At 55.3% G+C, this 19311-nt stretch carries 17 protein-coding genes; 6 read left to right on the forward strand and 11 right to left on the reverse strand.

The window, feature by feature from the left end; all coding sequences use genetic code 11:
* Positions 1–2 precede the first annotated feature (2 nt).
* From ppx to purM, 4 genes are all read right to left on the reverse strand, one after another.
* Positions 3–1541: an exopolyphosphatase gene (gene ppx, locus L466_RS14960; protein ID WP_032680504.1), complete on the reverse strand. Its 1539-nt coding sequence runs from the start codon at positions 1539–1541 to the stop codon at positions 3–5.
* A gap of 3 nt (positions 1542–1544) precedes the next feature.
* Entirely contained in the window at positions 1545–3605 is a 2061-nt protein-coding gene (ppk1, locus tag L466_RS14955) for a polyphosphate kinase 1 (RefSeq protein WP_014171133.1), read from the reverse strand.
* A 229-nt stretch (positions 3606–3834) separates the two neighbouring features.
* On the reverse strand, positions 3835–4476 hold the full coding sequence (gene purN / locus L466_RS14950) for a phosphoribosylglycinamide formyltransferase (protein ID WP_032680505.1): 642 nt from the start codon (positions 4474–4476) through the stop codon (positions 3835–3837).
* Positions 4473–5510 (reverse strand): phosphoribosylformylglycinamidine cyclo-ligase, encoded by a 1038-nt coding sequence (gene purM, locus L466_RS14945; protein ID WP_014171131.1) that lies wholly within the window; start codon positions 5508–5510, stop codon positions 4473–4475. The genes purN and purM overlap by 4 nt, the downstream gene beginning before the upstream one ends.
* Before the next feature lie 266 nt (positions 5511–5776).
* Between purM and L466_RS14940 the strand changes: the two genes are divergently transcribed.
* The 4 genes from L466_RS14940 (at position 5777) to L466_RS14925 (ending at position 10172) form a co-directional block, all read left to right on the forward strand.
* A complete protein-coding gene (locus L466_RS14940) occupies positions 5777–7207 on the forward strand; it encodes a 6-phospho-beta-glucosidase (protein ID WP_020883060.1) in 1431 nt (476 codons plus the stop codon).
* Positions 7208–7372: 165 nt separating this feature from the next.
* Complete coding sequence (gene upp, locus L466_RS14935) at positions 7373–7999, forward strand: uracil phosphoribosyltransferase (protein ID WP_020883061.1); 627 nt, start codon at positions 7373–7375, stop codon at positions 7997–7999.
* A gap of 86 nt (positions 8000–8085) precedes the next feature.
* Positions 8086–9375: a uracil permease gene (gene uraA / locus L466_RS14930; RefSeq protein WP_014171128.1), complete on the forward strand. Its 1290-nt coding sequence runs from the start codon at positions 8086–8088 to the stop codon at positions 9373–9375.
* Positions 9376–9470: 95 nt separating this feature from the next.
* A complete protein-coding gene (locus tag L466_RS14925) occupies positions 9471–10172 on the forward strand; it encodes a DnaA inactivator Hda (protein ID WP_212479862.1) in 702 nt (233 codons plus the stop codon).
* Between the two features lie 56 nt (positions 10173–10228).
* On the opposite strand, the gene L466_RS14920 is transcribed toward L466_RS14925, so the two are convergent.
* Genes L466_RS14920 through celB form a run of 3 tightly spaced genes read right to left on the reverse strand, consistent with a single transcriptional unit; the run spans position 10229 to position 13929 of the window.
* Positions 10229–11650 carry a leucyl aminopeptidase family protein gene (locus L466_RS14920; protein ID WP_032680506.1) on the reverse strand — a complete coding sequence of 474 codons (1422 nt, stop codon included), beginning with the start codon at positions 11648–11650 and terminating at the stop codon, positions 10229–10231.
* Complete coding sequence (locus tag L466_RS14915) at positions 11647–12606, reverse strand: N(4)-(beta-N-acetylglucosaminyl)-L-asparaginase (RefSeq protein WP_032680507.1); 960 nt, start codon at positions 12604–12606, stop codon at positions 11647–11649. The genes L466_RS14920 and L466_RS14915 overlap by 4 nt, the downstream gene beginning before the upstream one ends.
* A gap of 3 nt (positions 12607–12609) precedes the next feature.
* Complete coding sequence (celB, locus tag L466_RS14910) at positions 12610–13929, reverse strand: PTS cellobiose transporter subunit IIC (RefSeq protein WP_014171124.1); 1320 nt, start codon at positions 13927–13929, stop codon at positions 12610–12612.
* A gap of 145 nt (positions 13930–14074) precedes the next feature.
* On the opposite strand from celB, the gene L466_RS14905 reads away from it, so the two are divergent.
* Entirely contained in the window at positions 14075–14899 is an 825-nt protein-coding gene (locus tag L466_RS14905; protein WP_032680510.1) for a helix-turn-helix domain-containing protein, read from the forward strand.
* Here L466_RS14905 and arsC read toward each other — a convergent pair.
* Positions 14896–15252, reverse strand: a complete 357-nt coding sequence (gene arsC / locus L466_RS14900) for an arsenate reductase (glutaredoxin) (protein WP_032680512.1) — start codon at positions 15250–15252, stop codon at positions 14896–14898. The two genes, L466_RS14905 and arsC, sit on opposite strands and share 4 nt — an antisense overlap.
* Before the next feature lie 18 nt (positions 15253–15270).
* Positions 15271–16734, reverse strand: a complete 1464-nt coding sequence (gene bepA / locus L466_RS14895; RefSeq protein ID WP_032680513.1) for a beta-barrel assembly-enhancing protease — start codon at positions 16732–16734, stop codon at positions 15271–15273.
* 221 nt (positions 16735–16955) lie between these two features.
* Here bepA and L466_RS14890 point away from each other — a divergent pair, with 221 nt between their 5' ends.
* On the forward strand, positions 16956–18020 hold the full coding sequence (locus L466_RS14890; protein ID WP_014171120.1) for an AI-2E family transporter: 1065 nt from the start codon (positions 16956–16958) through the stop codon (positions 18018–18020).
* Between the two features lie 121 nt (positions 18021–18141).
* Here L466_RS14890 and bcp read toward each other — a convergent pair whose 3' ends face one another.
* Together bcp and L466_RS14880 are read right to left on the reverse strand one after the other, a co-directional pair.
* Positions 18142–18612, reverse strand: a complete 471-nt coding sequence (gene bcp / locus L466_RS14885) for a thioredoxin-dependent thiol peroxidase (RefSeq protein ID WP_014171119.1) — start codon at positions 18610–18612, stop codon at positions 18142–18144.
* Positions 18612–19181 carry a glycine cleavage system transcriptional repressor gene (locus L466_RS14880; RefSeq protein WP_014171118.1) on the reverse strand — a complete coding sequence of 190 codons (570 nt, stop codon included), beginning with the start codon at positions 19179–19181 and terminating at the stop codon, positions 18612–18614. Before L466_RS14880 ends, bcp begins: the two co-directional genes overlap by 1 nt.
* Positions 19182–19311 lie beyond the last annotated feature (130 nt).

Consider the following 19311-nt stretch of genomic DNA (forward strand, 5'->3'; position numbering starts at 1 on the left):
CGTTACGCCGCGACGTCTGAGCTCTCTTCTTCGATTTTGAGTAGCCAGCCGGTGACCGCTTCCCAGTACTGCTGCTCTTTTTCCAGATCCAGCAGCACCAGCGCATTCTGGCTAAACCAGTCTGGCGGGAAGCTCAGGGTCCAGTGGTTGTCATCCGTTTTGAGCTTCAGCGTGGGCGGGGTGGTGGTGGCCTGACGCTGGTTATTGAGCAGCACGCCGAGACGCAGCAGCTGAATAAGCGGCAGGAATTGCTTCTTCTTAAACAGCGTGAAGCGCGGCAGATCGTCAAGCTTGATGGCTTTACGATGGTAGCGCACCAGGGTCGCCATCATGGTTTGCTGCTCCTGGTTGAAGCCAGGCAGATCGCTGTTTTGCAGGATATAGGCTGAGTGGCGGTGCATTCCGCTGTGGTTAATATTCAGTCCCACTTCGTGCAGCATTGCTGCCCATTTCAGCAGGGCGGCAAGCTGCGGATGCGCCAGCTTAGGGTTCTGCTCCTGCCACTGGTCGTATATCTGAACGGTTGTTTCCAGCACGCGCTTCGCCTGTTCGCGGTCGATATTGTACTGGTTTGCCAGGCTTTGTGCGGTGCGGCTACGAATATCCTGATGGCGGAAACGGCCTTCCATTTCATACAGCACACCTTCACGCAGCGCGCCGTCGGAAAGACGCAGCTCTTTAATTGCCAGCGCATCAAATACGCCGCACAGGATAGCCAGCCCCGGTACGAATACCGCTTTGCGCTCGTCGGAAAGACCCGGCAGGCTTAAGGCGTCAAAGCTTTTATGTTTCAGCACCTCTTCGGTCAGCAAGGCCAGGCGCTCAGGGGTGATAAACCCATCTTTTTCACCCATCGCCAACAGCACTTCATGTGCCGCTTTGATGGTGCCCGATGCGCCCAGCGCTACGTTCCAGCCCTGAATACGGTACTGCCAGGCCAGGTTCTCCAGTTTCTGGATAGCGGCCATGCGCGCGCGCTGGAAGTTTTCGCGGCTGATTGCGCCACCCGGGAAATACATCTGCGCAAAGCTGACGCAGCCCATACGACGGCTTTCGACCAGACGCGGCTCAAAATCTTCGCCGATCACCAGTTCTGTAGAGCCGCCGCCGATGTCGATGACCAGCTTGCGTCCTTTTTCCGGCTGTGTGTGTTCAACACCCATGAAAATCAGACGGGCTTCCTCGTTACCGGAGATGATCTCAATGGGGTAGGGGATCACTTTTTCGGCCCGCTTGAGGAATTCAGGCGCGTTCAGCGCCTGGCGCAACGTGTGGGTGCCTACAATGCATACGCTGGAGGGCGAGAAGCCCTGCAGGCGTTCAGCAAATAGCGACAGGCAGTTTAAGCCTCGCTCCATTGCCTCTTCGCTGAGCATGCTGCGCTCATCAAGACCATCCGCCAGGTGTACACGCTGCTTCAGACGACCGATGATCTGCAACGCGCCATCCACCTCACGGGCGATGACCATGTGGAAACTGTTAGAACCAAGATCGACCGCGGCGAATTCCTGCGGGCGTGGGGTCTTATCATTTATCGGCATAGGTTAATCGGGTTGCTCGAGTGATTTGATATAGTCGTAAATCGCCAGTTGCGACCGCACTTTACGGCGATTGCCGCGCGGTACATAGCGGTTACTGAGTTCTTTGTCGATATAGCGTGCTTTCACCGTATCGCTGAACAGAATCTCGATGATATCGAGGATCTGCTGTTTCAGCCGCGGATCCAGGAGCGGTGTCGCGACTTCAATTCGGTAGTCAATATTGCGCGTCATCCAGTCTGCAGAAGAGAGATAGACCTGTTTATCACCCGCATTATCGAAAATATAGACCCGATCGTGTTCCAGGTAGCGGTCAACAATGCTGATCACGCGAATATTGTCGCTAATGCCTTCGAGTTCAGGGATCAGTGAGCACATACCGCGTATCAACAGATTGACCGGAACGCCGGAGCTGGACGCCGCATACAGACGATCCACCAGTCCTTTGTCGACCAGGTTGTTGAGTTTCAGCGTAATGCCCGACGACAGCCCTTTCTGGGCATTGGCGATCTCTTTATCGATCATGTCGTACAGCAGGCGGCGTGAGTTCTGCGGCGAGACCAGCAGATAATCGAAGCTGACCGGGCGGTACGGGTTCTCAATAAAGTTGAACACCCGGCGAACCTCGTTAGTGATGCGTGCATCGGCAGTCAGCAGCGAGTAGTCGGTATAAATTCGCGCGGTTTTTTCGTTAAAGTTCCCGGTACCGATGTGGGCATAACGCACCACGTCCTCCCCCTCTTTACGGGAGATGAGGAACAGCTTGGCGTGAATTTTCAGCCCAGGTGCTGAGAAGATAACGTGGACACCGGCTTCCGTCAGACGGCGCGCCCAGTGAATGTTTGCCTCTTCGTCGAAGCGTGCCTGCAGCTCAACCACCACGGTCACTTTTTTGCCGTTGTGCGCCGCATGGATCATCGCATCGATGATGCGGGAATCTTTTGCCACACGGTAGATGTTGATTTTGATCGCCAGTACGTTCGGGTCGAACGAAGCCTGACGCAGCAGTTCCAGCACGTGTTCAAACGTATGATACGGATAGTAGAGCAGGACATCGCGCTCGCGAATGGCGTCGAAACCGTTGCGGAATTTATCGAACCAGAGATGGCGCAGACGCGGCAGCGGTTTGTTCACCAGATTGGCCTTGCCGACGTTCGGGAAGCCAATAAAGTCTTTAAAGTTATGGTAACGACCGCCCGGCACGATGGAGTCATAGCGAGAAATGGTCAGCTTGTCGCGCAGCATTTCCACCATGGCATCTGGCATATCACGCTGATAAACAAAGCGCACCGGCTCCGCCGTCAGGCGCTGTTTCAGGCTGGATGACATCAGCTCCATCAGGCTGGCTTCCATCTCGTGCACCAGATCGTATTCGGCGTCACGGGTCATCTTCATGGAGTAGGCGTTTAACGCGTCGTAATCGAAGAAGCCCTTGAAGATGTCGTCCAGGCAGTAACGCAGGATGTTATCGAGCAGGATCATTGGCTTGCGTCTGCGCGGGGTTTCCGGCGGCAGGTTCACAAAGCGCGGCACCTTATCGGACGGGATCTCAAGCAATGCGTAACGAATCGTGTCGCCACGAATAATTTCCACCGCGAGGTAGGTGTAGTCATCTTTCAGGAACTGCACCAGATCGGTTTCGCGGTTGATCAGAATAGGGGTAATGTGCTGGCGCAGGTAATGTTTGAAATAGTGACGCAGCCAGGTTTGTTGGTTAACAGAAAGCTGACGTTCGTTAATCAGGAAGATTTGATTGCGTGCCATTTCCAGCAGCAGTTCGTTATACAGGCCGTCAAACTCCTGATCGGCTTTCAATACGCGCGACTGAATTTTGCCCAGCAGATGGCGCGAGTGAGAGTTTAAGCCCTGTTCTTCGCTGATGATGATTCGCCGTTTCAGTTCGGCAAAGCGAACCTTGTAGAACTCATCCAGGTTGTTGGAATAAATCCCCAGAAAACGCATACGCTCGATAAGCGGGTTACTTTTGTCTGCCGCTTCCTGGAGTACACGTTCGTTGAATGCTAACCAGCTTAGCTCTTTCTCGATATATAACTTTTCCTGACCCATTACAGCTCACACTCCAGTTCAATCACAGGACGTGGTAAATCCGTCTCGTCCTTATTATGGCGAGCATTTCCACGATATGTCCAACAGTGCCAGAAAAGTATGACAGTTATTTTTTTTCTGGGGGATTTTAGAGGGTTGGGGGAAGGGCATGTCGGGAAGCGCGGTGCTCACCCGACAGTGAAGACCACAGGCCCGTGCAGGCGTCGCGCCGCCGGGCACATCAAACAAACTACTCGTCAGCGGCATAACCCTGTGCAGGGAGCCTGACGCCGTCCAGCCAGGCGGCACCGTCGCGCATCTGAAGACGCCCGTCAACAAACCAGCTTACCACCAGAGGATAAATGGCGTGTTCCTGCGTCTGCACGCGTTCGGTAACATCGTCTTCGCTGTCACCTTCAAAGACCGGCACTTTTGCCTGCAGGATCACCGGCCCGCCGTCCAGCTCGTCGGTAACGAAATGCACGGAGGTACCGTGCTCTTCATCGCCGTTTTCCAGAACCTGACGATGGGTGTGCAGGCCGGGATACTTCGGCAGGAGGGAAGGGTGGATATTCAGCAGACGTCCAGCGTAGTGCCCGACAAAGGCCGGGCTCAGGATACGCATATACCCCGCCAGCACGACAACGTCAGGCGCGTAGGCATCAATCTCCTGAACCAGTTCCCGGTCAAACGCTTCACGTCCGGAGTACTGGCTGGCTTCCAGCGCGTGCGCGGGAATGTTCTCTTCCCGGGCACGTTCAAGGCCGAACGCGTCGGCCTTATTGCTGAATACTGCCCGAATGGTGCCGTTGATTTTCTTCTGTTTGCAGGCGTCAATTATCGCCTGCAAATTGCTTCCGTTACCGGAAATGAGCACCACAATGTTTTTCATTCAATGACCACACGCTGTTCGGAATCGGATGCTTTGATAATACCGATTTTCCACGCGTTTTCACCTTTGTCGGTCAGCAGCGTAATCGCCTTATCCGCTTCGCTTGCTGGCAGCGCGATAACCATGCCCACGCCACAGTTAAAGGTGCGGTACATCTCGTGTGAACTCACGTTGCCCGCAGTCTGCAGCCAGTTAAAGACGGACGGCCACTGCCAGGACGATTCGTCAATCACCGCCTGGGTGTTGTCCGGCAGGACGCGCGGAATGTTTTCCCAGAAGCCGCCACCGGTCAGGTGGGCAATAGCGTGAACGTCAACCTTCTCAATCAGCTCCAGCACGTTTTTCACGTAGATGCGGGTCGGCGCCAGCAAATGGTCAGCCAGTGGCTTGCCATCAAGCTCGGTGGTCAGTGGATCGCTGCCGCTCACGTCGAGGATTTTACGCACCAGAGAGTAGCCGTTCGAGTGCGGGCCGCTGGAGGCCAACGCGATCAGCACATCACCATCAGCCACTTTACTGCCGTCGATAATTTCTGATTTTTCTACTACGCCAACGCAGAAGCCTGCGACGTCATAATCTTCGCCGTGATACATACCGGGCATTTCGGCGGTTTCACCACCGACCAGCGCACAGCCAGACTGCAGACACCCTTCGGCAATGCCGTTAATGACGCTTGCTGCGGTATCCACGTCCAGTTTTCCGGTCGCGTAGTAATCCAGGAAGAACAGCGGCTCTGCGCCCTGAACCACCAGGTCGTTAACACACATCGCGACCAGATCGATACCGATCGTGTCGTGACGTTTTAAATCCATCGCCAGGCGCAGTTTCGTCCCTACACCATCAGTACCCGAGACCAGAACAGGTTCACGATATTTTTGCGGCAGCGCGCACAGTGCGCCGAATCCACCCAGACCACCCATCACTTCCGGGCGGCGGGTTTTTTTCACCACACCTTTGATTCGGTCAACCAGCGCATTACCTGCGTCAATATCAACACCGGCATCTTTGTAGCTGAGAGAAGTTTTGTTGGTCACGGCTCAAGTCCCCACGCGATTGCATAGCTAGTAAGAAAAATCGGCGCAATTCTAACAGTCCAGGCAAACGTTTGCGAGCCTATTCTCGGCGAGAGGATTTTTTTTTCAGCAGGCCCTGCGAATGCGCCTAAAGTTGAGTCTGTTCACGAAAATGAAACCGGTTTCGGTTTTCTCCTTGCAACAGAAAGCCCCTTTGCACATCATCAGGATGAAACCGGTTTCTGTAATTGTTTTTGCAGAAAATAACGCAGAATGAGGGAAAGTGTATGTCTGGATTCAAAGCAGATTTTCTGTGGGGTGGTGCGGTCGCAGCGCATCAGCTGGAAGGGGGCTGGAACGAGGGCGGTAAGGGGATCAGCGTTGCCGATGTGATGACCGCCGGCGCGCACGGCGTGCCGCGTGAAATCACCAACGGCGTGCTGCCAGGGAAAAATTACCCTAACCATGAAGCCATCGATTTCTACCATCGCTATAAAGAGGACATCAAACTCTTTGCCGAGATGGGCTTCAAATGCTTCCGTACCTCCATCGCCTGGACGCGTATCTTCCCGAAAGGGGACGAGCTGGAGCCTAACGAAGCTGGCCTGAAATTCTATGACGACCTGTTTGACGAGTGCCTGAAGTATGGCATCGAGCCGGTTATTACCCTTTCCCATTTCGAGATGCCGTTCCACCTTGTCACCGAATACGGTGGCTGGCGTAACCGTAAGCTGATCGACTTCTTTGTTCGCTTTGCGGAGGTTGTGTTCAGACGTTACCAGCATAAAGTGAAGTACTGGATGACCTTTAACGAGATCAATAACCAGGCCAACTTCCACGAAGACTTTGCACCGTTTACCAACTCCGGTCTGAAGTACGAGCCGGGCGAAGACCGCGAACCGGTAATGTTCCAGGCGGCACACTATGAGCTGGTGGCCAGCGCCCTGGCGGTGAAGGCCGGGCGCGACATTAACCCGTCGCTGCGGATCGGCTGCATGATTGCCATGTGTCCAATCTATCCGCTAACCTGTGCCCCGGACGATATGATGATGGCGATGAATGCCATGCACCGTCGCTACTGGTTCACCGATGTCCACGTGCGCGGCAAGTATCCACAGCATCTGCTTAACTACTTTGCTCGTCGCGGTTTCACGCTGGATATCACAGAAGAAGATAACGCGGCGCTGACGCAGGGGTGTGTCGATTACATTGGCTTTAGCTATTACATGTCTTTCGCCACCAAAGCGACGGCGGATAACCCGGAGCTGGATTACGACGAAAGCAAGAGCCTGGTCTCCAACCCGTACGTGCAGAAATCTGACTGGGGCTGGCAGATTGATCCGGTGGGCCTGCGTTACTCCCTGAACTGGTTCTGGGATCACTATCAGCTGCCCCTGTTCATCGTGGAGAACGGCTTTGGCGCCATCGACGTGCAGGAGAGCGACGGTTCGGTAAATGACCAGTACCGTATTGATTACCTTGCCGCGCACATCCGCGAAATGAAAAAAGCGGTGGTCGAAGATGGTGTTGATCTGATGGGGTATACCCCGTGGGGCTGTATCGACCTGGTGTCTGCCGGAACGGGTGAAATGAAAAAACGCTACGGCTTTATCTTTGTCGACAAAGACAATGAAGGTAACGGCACCCTGAACCGCAGTAAGAAGAAGTCGTTTGACTGGTATAAGCAGGTGATAGCCAGCAACGGCGACACTCTTTAATTCCAGCAGAGTAAAAACGCAAAAAGCCGGAGCTTGCCCTCCGGCTTTTTTGCCTCTAAAACACTTTGCTTGATGTACGTCAAGCAAGTTGGGTATGGTGCAATCCGAAAAAAGCGGTATAATCCCGCGATTTTTTTGCGGTTGCCCCCTCAGAGGAGAAAGAGAATGAAGATTGTGGAAGTGAAGCACCCACTCGTTAAACACAAGCTGGGCCTGATGCGTGAGCATGACATCAGCACGAAGCGTTTTCGCGAACTGGCTTCTGAAGTCGGCAGCCTGCTGACCTATGAAGCGACCTCTGACCTGGAAACGGAAAAAGTGACCATCGAGGGCTGGAACGGCCCGGTTCAGGTTGAGCAGATCAAAGGTAAGAAAATTACCGTTGTGCCCATCCTGCGTGCCGGCCTCGGCATGATGGAAGGCGTGCTGGAGCACGTGCCAAGCGCGCGCATCAGCGTGGTCGGGGTCTACCGCGACGAAGAGACCCTGGAGCCGGTACCGTACTTCCAGAAGCTGGTGTCTAACATCGACGAGCGTATGGCCCTGGTGGTTGACCCGATGCTGGCGACCGGCGGTTCAATGATTGCCACCATCGACCTGCTGAAAAAAGCCGGTTGCAGCAGCATCAAAGTGCTGGTGCTGGTTGCTGCACCAGAAGGTATCGCGGCGCTGGAAAAAGCGCACCCGGACATCGAACTCTATACCGCGTCTATCGACCAGGGGCTGAATGAGCACGGGTACATCATCCCGGGGCTTGGCGATGCCGGCGATAAGATTTTTGGTACTAAATAATCGAATAACGATAATGAAGCCGACTTTGATAGTCGGCTTTTTTTTGAATAAAACGCCAACAACAATACTACTCAGAGGAAAACACTATGACGCGCCGTGCTATCGGGGTGAGTGAAAGACCGCCGCTTTTACAGACAATCCCGCTTAGTCTGCAGCACCTGTTCGCCATGTTTGGCGCAACCGTGCTGGTGCCAATCCTGTTTCACATTAACCCGGCTACCGTGCTGTTGTTCAACGGTGTGGGTACGCTGCTTTACCTCTTTATCTGTAAAGGCAAAATCCCTGCCTATCTCGGCTCAAGCTTCGCCTTTATTTCACCGGTTCTGCTGTTGCTGCCGCTGGGGTATGAAGTGGCGCTGGGCGGCTTCATTATGTGTGGCGTCCTCTTCTGCCTGGTCTCTTTCATTGTGAAGAAGGCCGGTACCGGCTGGCTGGACGTTATGTTCCCGCCAGCCGCAATGGGGGCCATTGTCGCCGTCATCGGTCTGGAGCTGGCGGGCGTGGCGGCCAATATGGCTGGCCTGCTGCCTGCTGACGGGCAGTCACCGGATTCCAAAACCATCATTATCTCGATGGTGACACTGGGCGTAACGGTATTTGGTTCCGTGCTGTTCCGCGGTTTTATGGCAATTATCCCGATCCTGATCGGTGTGCTGGCGGGGTATGCGCTCTCCTTCGTGATGGGTGTTGTTGATACCACGCCCATTGCTGAAGCGCACTGGTTCGCACTGCCAACCTTCTATACGCCACGCTTTGAATGGTTTGCCATTTTCACGATCCTGCCCGCGGCGCTGGTGGTTATTGCTGAGCACGTAGGTCACCTGGTGGTGACGGCAAACATCGTTAAACGTGACCTGATCCGCGACCCGGGTCTGCACCGCTCGATGTTTGCTAATGGCCTCTCTACCATTATCTCCGGTTTCTTTGGTTCTACGCCTAACACCACCTACGGTGAGAACATCGGCGTGATGGCGATTACCCGTGTCTACAGTACCTGGGTTATTGGCGGCGCGGCAATCATCGCCATCCTGCTCTCCTGCGTGGGCAAACTGGCGGCGGCTATCCAGATCATTCCGGTACCGGTAATGGGAGGCGTCTCTCTGCTGCTGTACGGTGTGATCGGCGCGTCCGGTATTCGCGTGCTGATTGAATCGAAAGTGGACTACAGCAAAGCGCAAAACCTGATCCTCACCTCCGTGATCCTGATCATCGGCGTGAGCGGCGCGAAGGTGCACATCGGTGCGGCTGAACTGAAAGGCATGGCGCTCGCGACCATCGTGGGTGTGGGCCTGAGCCTGATCTTCAAACTGATCTCCGTCCTGCGCCCGGAAGAAGTGGTGCTGGATGCCGAAGACAGCGAAAAAGCGTCACATTGATCGTAAAACCGGGCGGACGATCCGCCCGGTTCTCTCCTTGCACGTTCCGTGCTAAACTCACCGCCGATTTTATGTAAGATCTGGTTGAGGTACTTCTGAACGGACCGGCACAGCTCTCTCTGCCACTTTATCTCCCTGACGACGAAACTTTTGCGAGTTTCTGGCCGGGTGATAACCCCTCTTTACTGGCTGCACTGCAAAACGTGCTGCGTCAGGAACACAGCGGATACATCTATATCTGGTCACGCGAAGGCGCGGGGCGCAGCCACCTGTTGCATGCCGCCTGTGCGGAGCTTTCCGCGCGGGGTGATGCGGTAGGCTATGTGCCGCTGGATAAACGTACATGGTTTGTGCCTGAAGTCATGGAGGGAATGGAACATCTCTCACTGGTCTGCATCGATAATATCGAATGTGTGGCGGGGGATGAGCCGTGGGAAATGGCGATCTTTAACCTCTATAACCGCATTCTGGAGTCGGGGAAAACCCGGCTGCTGATCACCGGCGATCGTCCGCCGCGCCAGCTGAATCTGGGGCTGCCGGATCTGGCTTCCCGTCTGGACTGGGGGCAAATCTACAAGCTGCAGCCGCTGTCGGATGAAGACAAACTTCAGGCGTTACAGCTGCGCGCAAGATTGCGCGGCTTTGAACTCCCGGAAGACGTGGGGCGTTTCCTGCTCAAGCGCCTGGACCGGGAAATGCGCACGCTCTTTGATACGCTCGATCAGCTCGATCGCGCTTCGATTACCGCGCAGCGCAAGCTGACCATTCCTTTTGTAAAAGATATTCTGAAGCTGTGATGCGCTTTTCTCCCTCTGCCTGGCGCAGAGGGAGAACCAGCGCCACTGGCTAAAACTCACCTGTCTTCCAGCAAATGCTCAACCAGAAGTGGAATGGGTCTGCCCGAGGCCACGCTTTTTCCGTTCTCACGCCACAGCGCCGTGCCGCTAATATCCAGATGGGCCCATGGAATGGTCGGCGGGCAAAAATGGTGTAACAGCCAGGCCGCCGATGCGCTGATCGCCGCATTATTGGGTGGGGTATTGCACAGGTCGGCAATGGCGCTGTCGGTCTGTTTTTTTAACCGTGCATCCAGCGGCAGGGACCACACCTCATCACCGCTCCGTTTCCCCGCGCGGGTGAGCGCCTGACGCAGCGCTTCGTCCTGCGTCATTAACCCACTCAGCTCGTACCCCAGCGCTTTCACGACGGCACCGGTTAAGGTCGCCATATCAATAATATAGCGAGCCTGCGGATGACGCTGGCTGGCCCAGGCGATCGCATCCGCCAGTACCAACCGGCCTTCGGCATCGGTATTGTTGATTTCAATCGTGATACCGTTACAGGCGCTGGCCACCGTGCCCGGCTGCATCGCATCCGGTCCTATGGCGTTTTCCGCCAGCGCCAGTACGCCCATAATACGAACCGGCAGGCCGAGTTCTGCCACGCTCAGCATCAACCCGAGCACGTTCGCTGCCCCGCACATGTCATATTTCATGGTGTACATGCCCGCGCCTTCCTTCAGCCACAGGCCACCGGTATCAAACGTTATGCCTTTGCCCACGTAACAGCGTACCGGGCCATCAGCGATGCCGTTATAGTGAATGGCCAGCAGCCGCGGTGGACAGGTCGCGCCTTTACCGACGGCATGCAGAAGCCCCAGACCCTGTTCAATAATTTGCTTTTCATCAAGCACTTCACACCGCAGGGCGGGGAAGGCGGCGCACAGCTTTTGCGCTTCGTCGACGACATACTGCGGCGTACAGCGATCGGACGGCATATCCGCCAGACGTCGCGCGGCGACCATTCCTCGGGCAATGGCCTGCTGTTGCTGGAAGAGAGCGTCCAGCCTTTCACGCTGTTGCGGATGACACAGGGCGGTGACATGGCGAAGGCGAACGCTTTTGCCATCGGTTTTCTTAAGCTGCAGATCGCGAAGGTCATACGCCTGGTTAAAGAGAAAACGCAGAACCTGCGTCAGCACCACCTCGTCAATATCCGTGACATCCAGTACCACATCGGCGCTGACCGGCGCTGCCAGTAGTGGACGGAGGGCGGCGAGTAACCCTTCTGTCAGACTGTCCTGCCAGAGCGCATCCGGCAGCAGCGTGATTCTGGCAAACGGAGCACAGCCAAAGCGGGTATCTGCGACGGCGTTTTGTTCATGCATTTCAGCGATGAGTGCGGTGTCCGGCAGTAACGCGCAGGCGGCCCGGGCAATAAGATGACTCTGGGGCTTTGCGTCTGCAAGGTCGGTGATAAGCTTAAAGGTAATCATTGTGACTCCTCAACTGGCGCGCGGATCCGCGCGGCATAGGCCTGCATCCATTCCTCATCCACGGGCTGATAGTGCGTTTTTTCCCGCAGGCGCTCGGCGCGAAATACGGTGAGAGGCTGGCGGGCCGTTGCCACCACAAATGAGAAGGTTTTGATGTTGGTTGCGGCGCCGAATTCGCCTTTATTATTCATGCACACCACCGAGAGATCGCCCGCGCGGCCAAAGCGCGACATCAGTTTGTCTTCCAGTTCGAAGACCACCGAGTCCGCCGCCTGCTGCGGTGACATGCCCTGTGCCATGCGGCGAACAATCTCGTAGCTGGTGCAGCCTTTCATCAGGTCTTCCCCCACGCCGGTGGCGGTGGCGGCACCGGTTTCACTGTCGCAGTAAAAGCCGGACCCGATAATCGGCGAGTCGCCAATACGGCCGCGCTTTTTCATAAACAGACCGCTGGTGGAGGTCGCCACGCTCATCGACCCCATTTTGTCGAGGCCAATAATCCCGACGGTGTCATGCCCATCGTACGGGCTTAAGCCTTTGTCCAGCGTCTCCCGGCAGCGCTTACGGTAATGCTGCATCGCGCGGTCGGTAAGCATGGTTTTGTCGGCAAACCCCTGACTCAGCGCCCATTCGCGCGCGCCCTGGCCGACCAGCAGGCTGTTATAGCGCTGGCGGCTTAGCGCATGGGCGACACGTACCGGGTTCGCAATATCAACCAGATCTCCCACGGCCCCAAACGCAAGCGTATCGCCATCCATATACGCCGCGTCCAGTTCGACTTCGCCATTTTCGGTTGGCAGCCCGCCGTAGCCGACGGATTTATACAACGGGAAGTCCTCGACGGCAGCAACGGCATCGACCACCGCTTCTGCTACCGGTTTCCCCGCAGCCAGCGCGGACGCAGACTCCGTGATCCCTTCAAGCGCCATTCGCCAGGTTGCGATAATTCCCCACATGCTTTACTCCTGTTTTGCAAGGGTTGGGTCGGTTTGCGTCACGGTGGCAATCTCCGCGGCGCGGTATTGTTTATCCACGATACGCATGAAAGGCAGATACAGCATGGCGCCAATCAGCAGGTTGATAAGCTGCATCACACTGCCGCTGAGATGCCCCGTGACGATAAACCCGCTGATCACCGGCGGTAACGTCCAGGGGATAAACACCCCGGTGGTCACAGCGACGGCACCCATTTTCATCGCAGCATATTGCACGGTAACCAGGACCAGCGGCACCAGATTGAACGGGATCAGCATGATGGGGTTCATGATAACCGGCAGGCCAAACAGAATCGGCTCGTTGATGTTAAACACCGAGGCCCCCGCGCCGAGACGCGCCACCTCGCGCATGTTTTTGCTGCGGGCAAAAATCAGCATCGCAATCACCAGCGAGAGCGTTGCCCCTGCGCCACCCATCCAGATCATGTCAAAAAACTGTTCGGTGATAATGTGCGGCGGCGTCGTACCCGCCTGAATGGCGGCGATGTTATCGGTCTGGTTCTCCATCCACAGCGGGCGAATGATGCCGTTGATCATTGAGCCGGAGTTAATGCCCACAGACCACAGAATGGTGATGCTGAACACCGTCATCAGCGCGCCGAAATAAGAGGTCCCGTAGTGGCGAACCGGCGTGGCGACCACTTCGTAAATAAACTGGTGAATGGTGTTGTAGTGGGTATTTTCGAAAATGATGCGGATAATAAGCACCAGAATCATTACCAGCAGGGCCGGGATCAGCGCGGCGAACGACTCCTGCACCGCCGGCGGCACGCCATCAGGCATTCTGATGACCAGCTTTTTGCGCTTCAGCCAGCAGAACAGCTCCGTCCACAGCAGAGAGCCAATCATCGCCACGAACAGCCCTTTGCTGCCAATCCACTCCACCGGCATGACCGTGATACCGCCGTTTTCGGCCACTTTGATAAAAGGTGTCAGGATTAAAAAGGCGACCAGAGCCAGAATGCCGCAGGAAATGCGATCTTCGCCGTAGTGTTCAGCCAGGCGAAACGCCACCAGGAAGCTGATAAACAGCGACATGGTTGAGAACACCGCGTTAAACGGAATTTCAATGATGGCACTCCAGCTTTCACCAAATGCCTGAGACATAAACTGCTGATAGGTTTGGTTCGGAAAAGAGGAGATGACCAGCAGAATCGAGCCGACGATGATAAACGGCATGAAGGAAACATAGGCCCCGCGTATGGCGCCCAGATGCCGCTGTTGCGCGGTTTTGGCCGCCAGCGGCATCAGTTTTGCTTCAAGAAATCCCAGAACATTGTTCATTGTGAACTCCGTACAAGATTGAGGGGTGTTGTTATGTTATGTCTGTGGATTATCAGTGAAGCGCGGTGGCTGAAAGGTGAAACAAGTCACAAAGCACTCGCTAAGATATTATAAATCTCATGAGATTGGTTATGGAGTTACAGCGATGGAAATCAAATTGCACGCCAATGCCACCACCACGCCGCGGATCCGTCGCTATCTGCAACAATCCGATAAAAGCGACAGAGAACTGGCTACGGAGCTGGGTATTTCCGTGACGACCGTGCGGCGATGGCGCAATCGCGATCGGGTTTCTGACAACCATACGATCCCAAAAATGATACACAAAGCGATGAGACAAGAGCAGGTTGACCTCGTCAATGCGCTGCGTGATATCACGGGTGCACCGCTGGATGAACTGCTGCTGCTGGTTAACGCGGTGCTGGGGATTTCCGTTTCGCGGGCGACGCTGAACCGTTATCTCCGTCCCGCTCCTGCGAAACGCAAAGGCGTTGAACTTCAGGGGAAAAAAGCGCTAAAGGCAGGCGTTTTACCCACAAAACTACTGGTGCATCACCAGCCTTTATCGCTGCATATGGATGATGGCGGGGAGCAGCATCTGCTGTGGGGGCGCGAACCGGTGAGCGGCTGGTGTTATGCCCGGCTCTATGCGGGAATTTCATCACAGCTGCTGAACAACTGGATGCGTGAGTTGCTGAACGCCTGTCCGGCTGATATCCAATCTGTTGAGACTTTCGGTTTTGAACCCGACTTACCCGTGGGGGAACCTGTCGTAAAAGTACAGTCGACCAGGCACAAGGCCGTGCAGGTTGCGGTACCGCTCGGCGACATCATTCCACGAGTGAATGCTGTTCCGTTAGGGCAGGTGTTGATCGAGATGTGCGAGTTTTACAATCGGGGTAAAGCGCAGAAAAAGCTGGGAGAGAGCACGCCGCAGGCCTTTCTGGAAGCGCTGCGGCGTAAGGATTAGAGAATCTCGAGCACCTCTTCCGGCGGGCGTCCAATACGCGCCTGACCGTTTGCGACCACAATGGGGCGCTCAATCAGTTTCGGATTTTCAACCATCGCCTGAATCAGCTCAGCCTCGGTTAGACGATTGTCATTCAGATTGAGCGACGTATACAGCTCCTCTTTCTGGCGCATTAGCTCTCTGGCACTGCCCATTCCCAGCATGTGCAGCAGCTGACGAAGCGTCTGTGCATCGGGCGGTGTCTCCAGATACAGCACCACTTCCGGGTCAATGCCGTTCGACTTCAGCAGGCTAAGGGTGTCGCGGCTCTTCGAGCAGCGTGGGTTGTGGTAGATTTTTACCGCGTCTGTCATGACCTGAATTCTCCTTTATTACATCTTCTCGTACGGCTTAAAGCGCTGCTGCAGACCGCGAAGCTGATCGATACGCGCATCGTAACGGGCCTGCTGCAGACTGCCGAGCTTAACCTGTGAACTGGCACTGCTCAGGAGGGAAATCGCCTGATCAAGACGTCCCGCCAGGGCAAAGCCTTCGGCGCGTGCCGCAAGCTCCTGATCGCGGTTGCCCAGCTGCGCTTCTGCCTGGGCAAGCAGATCCCAGCCGTTCTGATCGTCTTTATTGTTAAAGGTGTAGCGGTTCAGAATGTTCGCCGCTTCAGCAGGCTGACCACCCTGTAAGTAAGCATTCGCCAGGTTAAGCTGAAGCACCGGGTTAGTCCGCACCTCTTTTGCCCCTTTCAGGCGATTAATCGCATCGGTGGCTTTTTTCTGCCCCAGATCGATATCCGTGGCGAGATCGAGATACCACGGGTTATTCGGATCGGCGGCGAGAAGTGGCTGCAGCGTTTTACGCGCTTCGTCATATTTGCTGGCTTCCATCGCCTGTAACGCCTGGCCATACTGAGCCGCGTTTTTCTCACGCACGTTGCCTTTCGCCAGCGCATCCAGTAGGTCGCTGGTCAGTTGGTTACGCCCGGAATTGTACATGCCAAGCGTTCGCACTTTTGCCATGTAGAAATCCTGCGACGACTGAACCACGACCGGGCGCATCTGGTTGGCACGGTTACGCGCATCCGACAGACGGCTTTCTGGTAAGGGGTGCGTCAGCAAAATTTCCGGCGGACGGGAGGAGTAGCGCGCCTGGTCGAGCAGTTTTTCGAGGAAGCTCGGCATGGCCTGCGGGTCAAAGCCCGAACGTTGCAGCACCTGAATGCCAATACGATCCGCTTCCTGTTCGTTTTGCTGGGTGAAACTGATCATCCCCTGACGTGTCCCCGCCAGCGTACCGGTTAACGCCGCCATCCCGGCCTGTGGGCTGGCCATTGCCAGCAGGATGGAACCCAATGCGCCAACCCAGGTCAGCGGAGCGTTACGCTTCTGGTCTTCCATTGCACGGGCAAGGTGGCGCTGGGTGACGTGAGAGATTTCGTGCGCCATGACCGAGGCCAGCTGACTTTCGTTATCAGAGTAGCGGAATAACGCCGAATGCAGCACCACGTTGCCGCCAAAGAAGGCGAAGGCGTTGATTTCGTCATTATTGATTAAATAGAAGTGGAAGGGGGTTTTTACCGAGTTGGCGTGCGCGACCAGGCGCATGCCCAGCCCGTTGATGTACTGAACCAGCAACGGGTCGTTAATCAGCGGCGCGCTGCCACGCAGCTGACGAACGTAATAATCCCCCATCTGCATTTCCTGCCCAATGGAGAGCGTGCTTCCTGCTGTAGTGCCCATGTCCGGCAATGAATCGGACGAGTCAGCGAAAGCTGGCAACACCTGACCGACCGTCAGTGCGGCAATCAGTGTCGCAACCAGTGTTTTTCTCAACTGCCTGAACATAACCACTGTCCTGTATTTGGGATGTGCTAATTTGACCGATGAACCGGCATATCGTTCATCTCCACTGCCCTGCGAGTGTAGCCGTGTTGAGGCATGAAGAAAATCCCATTCATCATGGTTTTGCGGATCGTGGCAGGGAGACAAAAAGCGAAAGTCTTTTTTGTGACAGTTAGATACAATTCACGTTCTCACTCCCGCCATCCGATTCAGGGAAGGGTTGTATGCTCGAAATGTTAATGCAGTGGTACCGCCGTCGGTTTAGCGACCCGGAAGCCATTGCTTTGTTGGTTATTCTCGTCGCCGGGTTCGGCATTCTGTTCTTCTTCAGCGGTCTTCTCGCCCCCCTGCTGGTCGCGATTGTGCTGGCGTACCTGCTGGAGTGGCCAACGGCGCGTCTGGAAAATATAGGCTGTTCCCGTCGCTGGGCGACCAGTATCGTCCTGGTGCTGTTTGTCGGCATTCTGCTGTTAATGTCGTTTGTCGTTATGCCTGTGGCCTGGCAACAGGGGATTTACCTTATCCGCGATATGCCCGGCATGCTGAATAAGCTTTCTGATTTTGCCGCCACGCTGCCGCGCCGATATCCCGCCCTGATGGATGCCGGGATCATTGATGCGATGGCCGAAAACATGCGCGCCCGCATCATGACAATGGGCGATTCCGTGGTGAAATATTCCCTGGCGTCGCTGGTAGGGTTGCTCACGCTGGCCGTCTACCTTGTCCTCGTTCCGTTAATGGTTTTCTTCCTCGTCAAAGATAAAGAGCAGATGCTGAACGCGGTGCGGCGCATTCTGCCGCGTAATCGCGGGCTGGCCGGGCAGGTGTGGGAAGAGATGAACCAGCAGATCACCAACTACATTCGCGGCAAAGTGCTGGAGATGATTGTGGTGGGTGTGGCTACCTGGATTGGTTTTTTAATTTTCGGGCTTAACTACTCGCTGCTGCTGGCGGTGCTGGTGGGGCTGTCGGTGCTCATTCCCTACATCGGTGCCTTTGTGGTGACCATTCCGGTTGTCGGCGTTGCGCTGTTCCAGTTTGGTCTGGGGACCGAGTTCTGGAGCTGCTTCGCGGTGTACCTGATCATTCAGGGACTGGATGGCAACCTGCTGGTGCCGGTGCTGTTCTCAGAAGCGGTGAACCTGCATCCGCTGGTGATTATCTTATCCGTGGTGATTTTCGGCGGGCTGTGGGGATTCTGGGGTGTGTTCTTTGCCATTCCGCTGGCAACGCTGATCAAAGCAGTGGTTCACGCGTGGCCGGATGTGCCTGCGGTTGAGGATAAGTAGATAGTTGTGCGGCCTGATACCCTCTCCCGTGGGGAGAGGGGCAAATATCAAAAACGGTAACCTGCGTTACCGTATTGCATTTACCGCGTAGGTCGGGTCAGGCGAAGCCGCGGCCCAACGATCAGGCGCTTTGTTTGAGCCAGTTCAGCACCACGTCGTGGTGGTTGCTGGTTTTGAAGTCATCAAACACATGTTCAACTTTACCGTCAGCGTCAATCAGGAAGCTGATACGGTGAATGCCGTCGTAGGTTTTGCCCATAAAGGTCTTCTCGCCCCAGACGCCAAACTGCTCGCATACCTGGTGGTCTTCGTCAGAAAGCAGCGTAAAGTTAAGCAGCTCCTTTTCAGCAAATCGTGACAGCTTTTCTGGCTTATCGGTGCTGATACCCAGCACTTCCACGCCGACTTTTTTCAACTCGTCCATGTTGTCGCGTAAGCCGCAGGCCTGTACGGTGCAGCCCGGGGTCATGGCTTTCGGGTAAAAATAGACCAGAACACGCTGTCCCTGGAAGTCGGTCAAATTTACTTGCTCACCATCCTGGTCAGGTAAGCTAAATTTCGGTGCGATGTCACCGGCTTTCAGTGGGTTCATTACTCAACTCCATCCTGTTCATGCTGCGAATAATTGACGACGCTTATACTGCCTTGCGCGTTTAATTCTGTACAGAGGGCTTTGAACGCTTGCTCGATATTTGACGCATCCTGCGAGGCAGGGCTGTGCGCGGTAATCTGAATAAAAAGGGTGGGAATGGCGCTGCCGTCACCCGGCTGCGTTCGGGAAACGAGTTCGGCAATATTCATCTGATGGCTGTCAAATAACGCGGTGAAGCGCTCAATCAGATGGGGTGAATCGGGGACTTCAACCTGCACCCAGACGGTCGCGGGCAGGGCCGGACGTGGGCGAGCAGTGGTGCGTTTCATCACGATCAGCAAATCCAGCTCCGCACCTTTGAGCGGCAGGGTCGATTCGATAAGGGTAATGGCATTCCATGTCCCGGACAGCAGCATAATAAACGTGAACTCTTCGCCCAGCATAGCCAGACGACTGTCCTCGATATTACAGCCGCAGCTGCTCACATGGCGGGTGATGGTGTTCACAATACCCGGCCTGTCAGCACCCAGCGCAGTGATAACCAGGTAATGTTGTGATGAGGTTGTCAAACCTGTTCTTCCTTTGCATGGTTAAGTCTTCCTAAGGAAAGCATAAAAAAAACATGCATACAACCGCCTGAGGGCCTCAGGTCGCTTGCTTTTATTACAGTTCCAAACGTACCATTGAGGCTCTTGTTCG

The sequence above is a fragment of the Enterobacter sp. BIDMC 30 genome, assembly GCF_000534355.1.
Classification (GTDB): domain Bacteria; phylum Pseudomonadota; class Gammaproteobacteria; order Enterobacterales; family Enterobacteriaceae; genus Enterobacter; species Enterobacter ludwigii.